This window comes from Paenibacillus timonensis (assembly GCF_022427145.1).
In the GTDB taxonomy this organism is placed as follows: Bacteria; Bacillota; Bacilli; order Paenibacillales; family Paenibacillaceae; genus Fontibacillus; species Fontibacillus timonensis.
Genome location: NZ_JAKSXN010000054.1, coordinates 25,061 through 36,734, shown reverse-complemented (window position 1 = coordinate 36,734; position 11,674 = coordinate 25,061). Strand labels below are relative to the sequence as shown.

Annotated in this window: 15 protein-coding genes; 7 read left to right on the top strand and 8 right to left on the bottom strand. The window is 46.1% G+C overall.

Going from position 1 to position 11,674, the window contains the following annotated elements; genetic code table 11:
- Positions 1-248 precede the first annotated feature (248 nt).
- A complete protein-coding gene (locus MJ257_RS19075; protein WP_240270724.1) occupies positions 249-692 on the bottom strand; it encodes a cell wall hydrolase in 444 nt (147 codons plus the stop codon).
- A 181-nt stretch (positions 693-873) separates the two neighbouring features.
- On the opposite strand from MJ257_RS19075, the gene MJ257_RS19070 reads away from it, so the two are divergent.
- On the top strand, positions 874-1,350 hold the full coding sequence (locus MJ257_RS19070) for a PAS domain-containing protein (protein WP_155604596.1): 477 nt from the start codon (positions 874-876) through the stop codon (positions 1,348-1,350).
- Between the two features lie 131 nt (positions 1,351-1,481).
- Here the strand turns inward: MJ257_RS19070 and istB are convergent, their stop codons facing one another.
- From istB to MJ257_RS19055, 3 genes are all read right to left on the bottom strand, one after another.
- Positions 1,482-2,231, bottom strand: a complete 750-nt coding sequence (gene istB / locus MJ257_RS19065; protein ID WP_174349643.1) for an IS21-like element helper ATPase IstB — start codon at positions 2,229-2,231, stop codon at positions 1,482-1,484.
- A complete protein-coding gene (gene istA, locus MJ257_RS19060) occupies positions 2,228-3,745 on the bottom strand; it encodes an IS21 family transposase (protein WP_240270723.1) in 1,518 nt (505 codons plus the stop codon). Before istA ends, istB begins: the two co-directional genes overlap by 4 nt.
- A gap of 157 nt (positions 3,746-3,902) precedes the next feature.
- The gene (locus MJ257_RS19055) at positions 3,903-4,478 is read right to left on the bottom strand and encodes an FMN-dependent NADH-azoreductase (RefSeq protein WP_240270722.1); all 576 of its coding nucleotides are present in this window, start codon (positions 4,476-4,478) and stop codon (positions 3,903-3,905) included.
- 87 nt (positions 4,479-4,565) lie between these two features.
- Here MJ257_RS19055 and MJ257_RS19050 point away from each other — a divergent pair, with 87 nt between their 5' ends.
- Positions 4,566-5,501, top strand: coding sequence for a helix-turn-helix transcriptional regulator (locus MJ257_RS19050; protein ID WP_240270721.1), 936 nt, complete (start codon positions 4,566-4,568; stop codon positions 5,499-5,501).
- 170 nt (positions 5,502-5,671) lie between these two features.
- Positions 5,672-6,088: a VOC family protein gene (locus MJ257_RS19045; protein WP_240270720.1), complete on the top strand. Its 417-nt coding sequence runs from the start codon at positions 5,672-5,674 to the stop codon at positions 6,086-6,088.
- A 196-nt stretch (positions 6,089-6,284) separates the two neighbouring features.
- On the opposite strand, the gene MJ257_RS19040 is transcribed toward MJ257_RS19045, so the two are convergent.
- Complete coding sequence (locus MJ257_RS19040; RefSeq protein WP_240270719.1) at positions 6,285-6,863, bottom strand: hydrolase; 579 nt, start codon at positions 6,861-6,863, stop codon at positions 6,285-6,287.
- Positions 6,864-6,994: 131 nt separating this feature from the next.
- Here MJ257_RS19040 and MJ257_RS19035 point away from each other — a divergent pair, with 131 nt between their 5' ends.
- The gene (locus MJ257_RS19035; protein ID WP_240270718.1) at positions 6,995-7,876 is read left to right on the top strand and encodes a TetR/AcrR family transcriptional regulator; all 882 of its coding nucleotides are present in this window, start codon (positions 6,995-6,997) and stop codon (positions 7,874-7,876) included.
- Between the two features lie 157 nt (positions 7,877-8,033).
- On the opposite strand, the gene MJ257_RS19030 is transcribed toward MJ257_RS19035, so the two are convergent.
- On the bottom strand, positions 8,034-8,270 hold the full coding sequence (locus MJ257_RS19030) for a DUF6953 family protein (RefSeq protein WP_240270717.1): 237 nt from the start codon (positions 8,268-8,270) through the stop codon (positions 8,034-8,036).
- A gap of 163 nt (positions 8,271-8,433) precedes the next feature.
- On the opposite strand from MJ257_RS19030, the gene MJ257_RS19025 reads away from it, so the two are divergent.
- Entirely contained in the window at positions 8,434-8,904 is a 471-nt protein-coding gene (locus MJ257_RS19025; protein WP_240270716.1) for a pyridoxamine 5'-phosphate oxidase family protein, read from the top strand.
- 221 nt (positions 8,905-9,125) lie between these two features.
- On the opposite strand, the gene MJ257_RS19020 is transcribed toward MJ257_RS19025, so the two are convergent.
- Both MJ257_RS19020 and MJ257_RS19015 read right to left on the bottom strand, forming a co-directional pair.
- A complete protein-coding gene (locus MJ257_RS19020; RefSeq protein ID WP_240270715.1) occupies positions 9,126-9,494 on the bottom strand; it encodes a MerR family transcriptional regulator in 369 nt (122 codons plus the stop codon).
- 76 nt (positions 9,495-9,570) lie between these two features.
- The gene (locus MJ257_RS19015) at positions 9,571-10,551 is read right to left on the bottom strand and encodes an aldo/keto reductase (RefSeq protein ID WP_240270714.1); all 981 of its coding nucleotides are present in this window, start codon (positions 10,549-10,551) and stop codon (positions 9,571-9,573) included.
- Between the two features lie 196 nt (positions 10,552-10,747).
- Here MJ257_RS19015 and MJ257_RS19010 point away from each other — a divergent pair, with 196 nt between their 5' ends.
- Positions 10,748-11,152 (top strand): hypothetical protein, encoded by a 405-nt coding sequence (locus MJ257_RS19010; protein ID WP_240270713.1) that lies wholly within the window; start codon positions 10,748-10,750, stop codon positions 11,150-11,152.
- Positions 11,122-11,595, top strand: a complete 474-nt coding sequence (locus MJ257_RS19005) for a hypothetical protein (RefSeq protein ID WP_240270712.1) — start codon at positions 11,122-11,124, stop codon at positions 11,593-11,595. Before MJ257_RS19010 ends, MJ257_RS19005 begins: the two co-directional genes overlap by 31 nt.
- Positions 11,596-11,674: the final 79 nt, after the last annotated feature.

Here is an 11,674-nt window from a genome sequence, read left to right as displayed (position 1 = left end):
ATTGGGGTACTTTTGCTTGTGTGGAGGTTAATGACATTTCAAACACTTCAATGATTGTTTTTGGGATTCTCATTTCTTTAGACGAAAAACAATTGCATTATTCATTGGCCTAATTGTTCGATAAGCCCGAATCACAGAAACGGCTGGCGTCATTTTTATAGATTTTGCAATCCATTAGGATCACTGAATAAAAAAAAAGACAGTTAAGGCTACTCATGTGCCCTAACTGTCTTTTTGCTAACTAATTTTTAAAACGTACTATATACATTTGCGCATTCTTCCGCCGTCGGTTCATAGAAACAATGTTTCTTCCATCGACCAACAAACGGCTGATTATACCAAGTTGGCGGACAGGGACCGGGGTTGTCATACGATCCTGGGCGGAAATACCATAGCGAGAATTTGGCTGGCCAACTCCGTTCTCCGTTTACAACCCGTTGCGCCAGACGGCGTTCTCTATCTCTTGCTTTCTGATAATACATCCCATGTTGCAGCGCTTCGAATGCATGCGGCTGGTTAATCATTTGGGGAATGGTCCGGATACCTGTGAAATCGGAACAATTCGCTCTGATTCGGTTAATGCCAACTGCTCCAACATGGAGCATGCCCGTTTCGCCTTCGGCCTCCGCCTCGGCCCGGAGCAACCTTGCCAACATATCGATATCCTGTTGCCTGGATTTCACGACTGCCATTTGCTCACCTCATTCGATTTCTAGACCCATCATATTTGAGGTGAAGCGGATGTGTGACTCTGGAAATCCTGGCCATTTCGTTTTTTGTGAAACAAGTCACAATTTGAATTATTATTCATGCTATCATTATTAGCTAATAGATCCATCTCCTATAGGGAGATTCCATAAAGGAGGTTTTTATATGTCTAAAGATAAATTGTCAGAATTAATTAGTCCTGAAGCGATCATCAATTTTGAAACGGGTGCCATTCAAGCCAGCACTTTGGATTCGATTATTAATCTATTGCCGTTTGAAATGGGTTTTTGCGATGCTAACGATATTTTCCGCTGGTATTCAAATAATCCAAACCGTGTCCATGGTCGTCGTAAAGAAGCCATTGGTCGCCATGTGCTTGAACTTCATCCCAAAGTGGCACACCACGTTGAAAAATTGTTGAATGATTTTCGTTCAGGAGCACGCGATGAATGGGAATTTTGGTTCCCGAAACGATCTGGGGAATCCGGCCAAATTTATCAAAAATTCATGGCTGTACGGGATAAAAACGGAACCTATCTGGGTTGTATGGATGTTACCGTTAATATTGACCTTTTCCAAGGAAAAGAAGGCAAACACACCCCTGAAACGATTGACGAGTTTATAGCTATTGATCCTAAATGACGATCAATTTTCGTAAAAATGTCTAAACGCCTTTTCGAGATCTCTATTTGCTTGCTCCCACACCTTGTCCGCAGACAAGTGTAACCGTCAAGTCCATTTGAACATTTTTCGATAAATAAGATTGAACACTTTTAGCTGAAAATCGTTTGCCGATGTTTAAGACGATAGCTGTCACCTTGCAGTTGAATAATTTCACTCTTGTGTAGGATGCGGTCTAGGATCGCCGTTGTAATTGCTGGATCACCAAGCAGCTCTGCCCATTCCTCGGGCCCCTTGTTCGACGTAAGGATGATGGAGGTTTGGCCGTAGAGCTTGTTGACGAATTGAAAGAATAAGTTTGCTTCGATCCGATCCATTGCCATAAACATAAGATCATCCATGATCACAAGGTCAGATCGGTAAATCCGCTTCATTTTGTATTGGGAGGCCCTTGAAATGGCCTCCGTTTTTAGCAGTTGAACCAGTGCGTCCATGGTCACAAAGCTAACCTTATAACCCTTCTTTAGGGCCTCCACGGCAAGGCCAATCGCAAGATGTGTCTTCCCAACGCCTGGTGGACCAAGGAAGATGAGGTTGTAGTTTTGTTCCAACCAGAGTAATTCTCGCAGTTGGCTGAGTTGCCGTTTGCTAAGCGACTGCTGTTCTTCGAGTCGGAACTCCTCCAACGTTTTGATCTCCGGCAAAAGTGCCCATCGGTATCGCTTGGCAAGTTGTTTCTCCTCGCGGCGGTTCAGTTCGTGCCGTAGAAGCTGCCCGAGAAACTGACGACATGTCCACTCCTTGGATTCTGCGTCCATCAGGGTCTGTTCAATGACTTGCGCGGCCTCGGTTAAGTTTAGATTGCGTAAGGCCTGTCTAAGCTCAAACGTTGCTTCACTCATCGCTGTCCTCCTGAAAGAATTGCCTTGTAGGCGGAAAAATCCCGAACTTGAGGCTTTACCTGCCGCTTCTTCGTATCGGTGTCCATAAGCGGTTTGACAGGGGGCTGGGAAACGGATGTCTGCTGCTGTGGCCGTTTGTAGTGTTCTACGGCATCTGCAAAATCCGTCGCCCGGTATAACCGATGCTTCACGCAGTAATGAAGTGCCTTCTCCATCGCTTTGGAATCCGCCCCTTCCAATGCCCGCCCAATGAGCTGCAGTTGGTCACGGATATACCTTGGCTTTCGTTTGTAGATCTCATGGAGAAAGGGCGCGGCCGTCTCTGGAACAGGGAATGCTTCGGCTACCGTCTGGATGTAAGCGGCTATTCCCTTGGTTCGATCCCGTTTGTGGTTCGTGTTTTGAATCAGTTTTCCACTGCCGGACCCAAGCGGATGTTCCGCCAGAACCTGGCCAGTCTCCACGTCGTAAATTTTCAATTGGCTAGCTTCGGTTACCTGAATGCCCACTCGTTTATCTGTACCGTCATAGGTTCCCAAAGGGACGGAGTAGCGGTTTCCTTCATACCAAATGGTGTTGTCCTTCCGAACGGTCCTTGTTATACTTGATGGTAACGGGTTTATTTTTGTGTGGACCGGGCGGAGGTGCTCCCTTTCAAGAGCAAACACTTCGGCCGGTATTTTTTTCGTTGTATAATGCATCGAGGCATTTCCTGTGCGATGAAGCCAGGCAACACAGTCTTCGTTCAATTTATCTACGTGGCTGAACAGGCGATGACGTGCGAAATTTCTTTTTACATACTTCACGACATTTTCAATCCGGCCCTTACTTTCAGGATCTTGCTTTCGGCACATCCGGATTTGGAAACCTCGCTCCTTCACATACCCCGCAAATTCATGAGTGAGCAGGAGATCTCCATGATTTTCACTGGTCAAAAGCAAATGGTCCTGATCATAGACAAGTTCCTTCGGAAATCCACCGAAGAAGGAAAACGCATCTTCGTGCATCTGAATGACGTCCTTCGTGGTGAACGGGCGGTCCTGCCACTGAACATATTTATATCTCGAATGAGACAACACAAAGGCGATGAACCAAAGTCGAACCAGATTTCCTTGCGGGTTGCGAAGCTTCGTCTCTCCAAAGTCTACCTGAGCTTGGTGGCCCATAGGAGGATCTTCTACCGCTTCGTACTGCCTGATCTGCATCGTTTTCGGAATGCCATGCTTGCTCCGAAGCGCTCGCACATAATTCCTTACCGTACCTTCAGAGATATTTCCCACCTGATACCGTTCTTTAAGCCAATCTTGTACTTGTGCAGCAGAGAGATCGGGGTACTCCCGCAACCACTCTACAATGGTTTTTTCATAACCATCCAGCTTCTTTTTCCTGCTCTCTAGCTGTTCCAGATACTCACTGAACTGATCGGGATTCATCTCGATAAACTTGTACACCGTATTTCTGGATAGCTCCAATCTTCTGGCAATTTGGGTAATCTTTAATCCTTCTTGCTTCATCCGTTGAATGGAGAAGTACATATGCCACCTCTCTAAGCGTCTCATACTCTTCCTCACCCTATTGATGTTTTATCTACCAAAATGATACGAGGTCGAGTATGAGGGGTAAAGAGTGTTCATTCTTATTTGTCGTTTTCTGTTGATTTTATTTTACCGGTTACAACAAGATATCCGTTCCTTGAGCGCGAACCAAATCGAACTGGCTAAAGCCCATGATATTCGTAAACATCTCTTTTAGATAATTAGGGGCAAAATCTAATGCAGTATAACGGTCGTTATTCGTATAGATACCACCTGAGGCTTGCAGCAGAAGCAATCGATAGTCATCGGTCATCAGTCCCACAGAGCCCGACTCTGTGTATTTAAACGTTTCACGAGCGATGAGAATGTTATCCATGTAGTCTTTTAGCCGAGATGTAATGTTAAAGTTATGCAGCGGCGTTGAAATGACGATCCGATGGTAGTCCTTGAATTGGGTCAATAATGCAGCAGACTGTTTGGCAATCTCCGCTTCAGTTGGATTTAGGGCGATGTCAGACTGTTGTTTGTTCCAAATCGCAAGCAATCCATCTGCTTCAATTCTCGGAATATCCATGTCATAAAGATGAATGATTGTCAGTTCCTCGTCTGGAAATTCATTCTTGTACTTATCAATAAATTTTTGTTGCAATTGAATGGAAAAGTGATTGTGGTTTGTAAAATCAGGATGTGCGTTAATAAGTAAAGTTTTCATCTATAAAACTCCTTTGTTTTTGATAAACTAAGTGTACCCTTAAAAGGTGACAATATTAGACACCATTAAACAAAGGCGGAGGAAAGATTGAAAAAAGCAGAACGTCTCAATCAGGAACTGATTTTTTTGAGCAATAAACACGAATTTCGCTTAAAAGACTTGATGGAAGAGTTTCATATTTCTAAAAGAACGGCACTAAGAGATCTTGAAGAATTGGCTGGGATCGGTTTGCCTTATTATACAGAAAGTGGCAGATACGGTGGTTATAAATTGATTAACCAAACCCTGCTGCCCCCAGTTTATTTCAACAAGGATGAGATTCGAGCTATTTTTTTCGCATTGAACGCCCTAAGCATTCTCTCAAGCACACCCTTCGAAAAATCATATCCCCATATCCGACAGAAATTATTGGCCACTTTACCTAAGAGCCAGCAAGAGTATCTTGATCGGATGCTTGAGGTGGTTCGGTATTATAGCGTTGCTCCAATTCATCCGCCAGAATATCTCGCGCTTATCTTAACTGCGATTATGGAAGAAAAAGTGGTTCGAATGATCTACTCTCAACATGAAACCATTCAAATTGATCTTCAGGTTTATGAATTGTTTTATCGCAATGGCATTTGGTTTTGTAGTGCTTATGAGGTAAATCAAAGAATGTGGGGAACCTATCGCTGTGATTATATGTCAGAGTGCGAAATTCTTGAAGAAATTGAACATACCCACTCCCTTAAAGAACTGAAGATTTCTCATGAGGAACACAAAAGAAATTATCATAATATCCCTTTTCGCGCTCAATTAACTTCGTTTGGGAAAGAACTATTTTTAAAGCATCATTACCCGAATATGGTGCTTGAAGAGAAGGATGGCATCTCTTATCTGACGGGTGGCTATAATGAAGCTGAGCTCGACTACATGACGCATTATCTTTGTTCGTATGGAAAACATGTAAAAATTGAATTTCCGGAACAGCTCAAGAAAAGTTATCTCCAACAACTTGAAGAAATAAAGTCACAATATCTCTAATTCAGGCCACCCCACAAGGATGGCAATAAGACGGTTTGGATTAATGTGACAAGACATTTGATAACAGGGGCTTCCGATCGATTGGACCGATGAATTCCGGGATCAACTTTCGTCTGAATAAACGAAGGCATTAATGATAACAAACCATTTTAAAGATGAGGTGTTTAAAAATGGCTCTAACGTCCACATTCACGAGCTTCAATCTGCCTGTAAACAACGTAGAACAATCGAAGGCGTTCTACACCGGACTCGGATTCGAGCTCAACCCGCAATTCCCCGATAATGAGATGTCGGCAGCCATCGTGATCGGCGACAACCTGCAGGTCATGCTGATCCATCAAGCATTCTTTAATACGCTCACGGAGAAGGAATCCGTCAATACGAGCAAGTATGCTCAGATGACGATCGCCTTGGCCTTCGAGAGCCGGGAAAAGGTCGATGAAATCGTGAATACCGCAGTCTCCTTGGGCGGGAAGTTGCACGCTGAACCTGAAGATCATGGGTCCATGTATCATTGGGGCTTCGTGGACTTGGACGGCCATTTGTGGGCAATCAACTGCATGAACGCCGATGCAGCTCAAGGTTAAGGATAACGGAGAGCGCACTCAGCGAGTTGGGTTCGGCTGGCAATCTTGTACTTGTCGATGATCTGGTATTGTGACAACTCACCCCGAAAGCAATTCATGACCGCTTGCTTGTTACGGATAAGACATACCAGGGGTACATCCGATCATTCTGGGGACTGCCCCTTGGGATCATAGAGATCGACCTCCTGCAATAGCCTTAGGATTCCGTATCAGAAAGGGCAGAGATGATTTCTTGTGCGGTCCGAGTACGACCGATGCGCGGGAAAATATAGTTTTTCACATAATCATGCTCGGCTTGGGAAAACCCGGTCATCGCATCAATCGCGAAAATCAGCTGGTAACCATGCATAAATGCTTCCCGTGCGGTCGTATCCACACCGATTCCGGTTGCGATACCGCATAAGACGATGGTATCGATTCCCCTGCGGCGCAGCTGCAGGTCCAGCTCCGTCCCGTAAAAGGCTCCCCACTGCTTCTTGGTAATGATGTGGTCCGTATCGGCGACCCGCATTTCCGGGACGACCTCATCCCATCCCTCAGGCAGATTCAGTGCAGGCGCAGGAGTATCCAATTTGGGTTTAGGGATATCCTTCAGGTCTTTGCTGGATACCCGAACCAGGGCAACCATCGAGCCTTGCTTACGGAATGCATCTGCCAAGTCGGCGGCGTTGGATACCACCTGCTCGGCGGAATAAGGGGCGTATTGGTTCCCCAACCACTTTTGCAGATCAATGACAACCAGCGCTGTTTTTTGCGGATCCAATAATTTTTCCATACCGACATTCTCCCTATTTTTCTTTTTTGACTGTAGGTTTTCATTTGTGAACTCACGGTCACTTGACTCGATGTTTTATATTTTGTACTATGATTCATAGTACGTCAAGGGGGAGATTCTTTGTTATGAATGTGACAAGGGAAGAGGTCATACAATCAGCAACGATGCTTTTTAAGGAACGCGGGTTTCTTTCGACGACGATACAGGATATTGCCGATGATTGCGCTATTTCCAAAGGATCGGTCTATAAATTCTTTCCTTCCAAAGAGGATCTCTTTAGCGAGGTATTTAATCAATGTCATAACGACTATTTTGATCAAGTCGATGCGCTGACACGTCTTCCCGGACTATCGCCGGAAGATCAGTTTGTTCAGCAGATCGTTTTGCGATTCCGCTACTTTATGGAGTACAAACATATTCTGGTCGAATTTACGGAGCTCCCTATTCAACAGGATCCCAAGTTCCAGCCGCTCAGACACAAGGTTAGGGGCCGGCTCATCCGATGGCATAGAGAGTGTTTGCTGCATGTATATGGCGAGGAAATTCAACCGTACCTATGGGATTTGGTTGCCATCTATCGAGCGATTCTGAAGGAATATCTCTTTTGGATTGTATATGAGGAGAGGTCGTTATCCCTCGAGGAAACGGCGAAGTTCATCTTGGACAAGCTCCATGTGCTCGTTAAGCATATGATGACGTCCGACCCTAAATCTATGCTGAGCCAAGCTTCATTCGAGAGGTATTTAAACTGGGGATTCGAGGACCGGCAGGGTGAGAAGGAGCAGATTCTTTCAGAACTGTTTCAGGAGATGGATACGGCCATTAACATGATCCCGGCCGGTGCCGTACATCGTTCGGAAATAAGGGAGCTTTCCCGTTTCATCCAGACGGAGGTTAATAAGGAGGCAGCGAATCATCCGTTGATACAGGCCGCGCTGTCCTATTTGGAGAGGGAGAAGGAACTTAAAAGTCTGGTCGTTCAGTTGAGGAATGTAATCTTCTCGGGGATTTAGCCTAAATGGATAACAGGCCCAATCGGTTGGACCTGGATTTACACGGTAACGGCATATTTTGGGGCAACCTTCTCAGGCTGGCGGCATCCGATTGGGTGCCGTCTTGCTGCTCTCTTCGATGAAGAGTCTTCTTCCCTATCTGAAGCTATCGAGTGGCTCAGGTCCAAGCCCAAAAGAATCCGTCGCGGTCCCAAGCAATTCTGCCGCCGTGGAGCTTGCGGAAAGCCTTCTTCACCTCTTTAGACAGCGATGTATTTCCATTCTCATTCACGAATACGAATTGTTCGCCGAATTGGGTCTTCACATATTCAATCGCATCGGTCTGGTATAGCGTCCCCGTAAACCTGATTTCCTTGACCATCCATTCAGCTACTTCCTGGGCAGTTACTTCCATAGGATGATGCTCCTTTCTCCTCGCTTATTGCCCCATTATTGAGGTCCTTCATTAAATCAACATAGCCTTCTTGCAGTTTATCGTATTATTCTTCACATGCACTAAGATTTTACAATGATAAGCTTAATCATGTATGCCTTACCACACTTTAGGGGGTAATGTGATGAGCAAGTACGACGAAGCCATGAAACTGCTGGAAGAGCAAGTGGGTAACAAGGATGGCCTGATCTCTCTGTCCACTATCGCGCTGGAGCCGGGGGCCGAAGGCAAAAGCCGCCCCGCCGCCCGTATTGTGGACGCCTATTATGAGGACGGCGCGTTCTACACCGTCACCTACGCAACTTTAAACAAGATGCAGCAGATCGCCCAAACCCCGGAAGTCGCTGTTTGTATCATCGTCGAAAACTTTACAGCCGATGGGATCGCTGAAAACCTGGGCTGGGTGTGTGACGAGAAAAACGCGGAGATGATGACAAAGCTGCGCAAAATATTTGCCGAATGGTATTACGAAGCCAATAATGACGAAGACCCTAACACATGCCTGCTGCGCATTCGCCTCACAAAGGGGCTGTGGAATGATGCCCATAAAGGGATCCGAACTGAGATTGATTTTGTCAATAAGACGGTAAATTAAGTGGTCTATGTGATTTGAGACATTTGATAATAGACAATATTACCTCAAAAGGGAGTGTCCGCACACTCCCTTTTTTGCGCCGTTATTTATGATACGGTTCTCCGCGTTGTCTGTAACGGCAAGTTTTAGGGCCATCCTTTTGTGGCCCTTCTTTTTTCTCGCTTTGTTCAACTATCGTCACCCGATAGTTCATTGAATCATTTTTATGTTTTCTGGAACAGTCAATATTTTTCTTTTTCCACTATTGTCTGTTCATATCTTGCAATTTTGTCATCCATTCGATCGAGCACTCTCTTCATCTCTTCCATTTTTTTGGCCAGTTGATTACGCTGGTCAACCAGGAGTTTTTTTCGAGCTTCCACTGTGTCATCACCCTGCTTGTATAACTCCACATACTCGATCAAAGTTTCGACGGGAAGTCCAACACCGCGCATACATTTGATGTACTCTACCCACCTGCAATCCTCTTCCGTATAGTCCCTTATTCCACTTTTGTTGCGGTTTACCCGAGGGATAAGTCCGATACGTTCATAATAGCGAAGTGTGTCTTGTGACAAATCATATTTTTCACTTACTTCTGCAATCAACATGTATACTTCATCTCCTGATTTAAGAACAAGAACGCCCCCAATTAAATGGACAAGGCGTTCTTGTCGTTTCCTTATATTAAACTGCACCTACTACCCGATGGGGAACATAAGGCTCCTCCAGCGACGCAATTTCTTCCGGTGTTAATGTAATCGTAAGAGCAGCTACCGCATCTTCGAGATGAGACATTTTCGTAGCACCGATAATGGGGGCTGTTACGGGTTCTTTCTGCAACAACCAAGCGATTGCGATATGAGCACGAGGAACGCCTCGCTTTTCTGCGATCGCTGCAACTCGCTCCACAATCAATCGATCCGAATTTGCAGTAGCATCGTACTTAGATTTCTGAACTTGATCGGTTTCGGAACGATGAGTTGTTTCCGACCAATTACGCGTCAATCTTCCTGAGGCGAGCGGGCTGTAAGGAATCACACCGATCCTTTCTTCCTTACAAAGAGGCAACATCTCCCTTTCCTCTTCACGGTAAATAAGGTTTGAATGATTCTGCATCGACACAAATCGGGTCCACCCATTTTTTTCGGCTACATGCAATGCCTTCAGGAACTGCCATGCGTACATAGCAGAAGCTCCGATGTATCTGGCCTTCCCAGACTTCACAACGTCATGCAATGCCTCCATCGTTTCTTCAATGGGAGTATTGTAATCCCAGCGATGGATTTGATAAAGGTCAATATAATCGGTTCCCAGCCTTTTCAAGCTCTTATCGATCTCACTCATAATCGCTTTTCGAGACAGGCCCTCACCATTGGGGCCTTGGTGCATACGAAAATGCACTTTGGTCGCAAGGACAATTTCATCTCTATTGGCAAAATCCTTTAAAGCGCGACCTATAATCTCTTCGCTCGTGCCGTCTGAATATACATTCGCCGTATCAAAAAAATTGATGCCTAGCTCCAGAGCTTTCTTTATGATTGGGCGACTACGTTCTTCATCAAGTACCCATGGATGAATCCACCGATCCGCTACGCCAAAGCTCATACAGCCAAGACAAAGTCGAGACACATCCAAGCCTGTCTTCCCTAGTTTCACATATTCCATCTCATCGCTTCCTCGCCTTCAAACGGTTCTAAGAGATAGTCTACCCCCTGGAGTTAACTCCAAGTCAAGTGATAAGTTAAACTATGCTGCCCGTTAAAACCGGTTCAAGCAATTTTTGGTACATATATCATATTCGTGACCTAGAGCCAAGGCCCCTTTTCCGAGGGGTCATTTTCTTTTTCAGGAGGTATGTAGAATGAGAATCATCAAAACAGAGCAGGACATTGTCTTTTTGCGTCGCGCGGGAGTGCTTCCTGCGGCGCTCCTTGTCCTAGTCGAGGACTTCTTCAACAAGCTTAGGATTGAACTGGAAGACGAAGAGGATAGCCAATTTCGCTTAGGTAAGAACGGCTACATAGTCTTGCTTGAAGAGGGCGACAACGTCCGAGACCTCGGCAACGTGGGGCTGACCCACGAAAGAGGTGGACTGCTGGGAAGCTGCCCCGAGTACGTCGAAACGCTGGACTTAGGCGACTGCCAAAGGGCATACAAAATCGCTGTGCTGTACGACAACGACTACCTGATGACGTTCTTCACGCAGACCGGAGCGCACGACGAGGAGGTGGAACAATGGCTGAAAGACCAAGCGGAAAGAAGCTGACGGCAGACGAACTGGTTCTCCAGAAGCTGAAAGAGACCTTCGATCGAGACGAAAACGTCACTGCCGACAGCAACGGGACGAACGTCTGGGTCATGCTTGCCGCGGCGGAACCTTTCTCTGACCTTCTAGAAAAGATTCCTCAGTACCAACTTTCTGGACAAAAGCCGACTCACCGCGTCCGCGTCGTCCTGCGAACCACAGACGCCCAAACAGGTACCAACCCGTATGTTGACGGCTCCGACTTCTTCCTCGCGGTCGATGAGAAGCAACAGACGGCGGACTTTGTTTGGGAAGACGAAAGTTTCGGGGAGGCCCCTCTTTTTCACGGCGGAGACGTAGCCAGCGCCGTCCGCTGGGTGAAAGAACTGGGCGAGCCTTTCCATTGTCAGTACAGTGACCCCTTTCTCCCAACAGAGACGGGAGACACCACTGACCAAGAATAGCGAAAAAAGCGTAAGTTCCGCTTTGCCGCTTTGGGCGCAACTGACGCTTTTGTTGCCGCCCCCATCTGCCTGGTGCAAT

Bases quoted from the DNA above. Each gene is read 5' to 3' on its own strand.
- MJ257_RS19025 (WP_240270716.1), top strand. From the start codon at position 8,434: ATGAGCAAGTACGACGAAGCCATGAAACTGCTGGAAGAGCAAGTGGGT.
- MJ257_RS19040 (WP_240270719.1), bottom strand. From the start codon at position 6,863: ATGGAAAAATTATTGGATCCGCAAAAAACAGCGCTGGTTGTCATTGAT.
- MJ257_RS19055 (WP_240270722.1), bottom strand. From the start codon at position 4,478: ATGAAAACTTTACTTATTAACGCACATCCTGATTTTACAAACCACAAT.
- MJ257_RS19020 (WP_240270715.1), bottom strand. From the start codon at position 9,494: ATGTTGATTGCAGAAGTAAGTGAAAAATATGATTTGTCACAAGACACA.
- MJ257_RS19075 (WP_240270724.1), bottom strand. From the start codon at position 692: ATGGCAGTCGTGAAATCCAGGCAACAGGATATCGATATGTTGGCAAGG.
- MJ257_RS19015 (WP_240270714.1), bottom strand. From the start codon at position 10,551: ATGGAATATGTGAAACTAGGGAAGACAGGCTTGGATGTGTCTCGACTT.
- MJ257_RS19005 (WP_240270712.1), top strand. From the start codon at position 11,122: ATGGCTGAAAGACCAAGCGGAAAGAAGCTGACGGCAGACGAACTGGTT.
- MJ257_RS19045 (WP_240270720.1), top strand. From the start codon at position 5,672: ATGGCTCTAACGTCCACATTCACGAGCTTCAATCTGCCTGTAAACAAC.
- istB (WP_174349643.1), bottom strand. From the start codon at position 2,231: ATGAGTGAAGCAACGTTTGAGCTTAGACAGGCCTTACGCAATCTAAAC.
- istA (WP_240270723.1), bottom strand. From the start codon at position 3,745: ATGAAGCAAGAAGGATTAAAGATTACCCAAATTGCCAGAAGATTGGAG.
- MJ257_RS19010 (WP_240270713.1), top strand. From the start codon at position 10,748: ATGAGAATCATCAAAACAGAGCAGGACATTGTCTTTTTGCGTCGCGCG.
- MJ257_RS19070 (WP_155604596.1), top strand. From the start codon at position 874: ATGTCTAAAGATAAATTGTCAGAATTAATTAGTCCTGAAGCGATCATC.
- MJ257_RS19030 (WP_240270717.1), bottom strand. From the start codon at position 8,270: ATGGAAGTAACTGCCCAGGAAGTAGCTGAATGGATGGTCAAGGAAATC.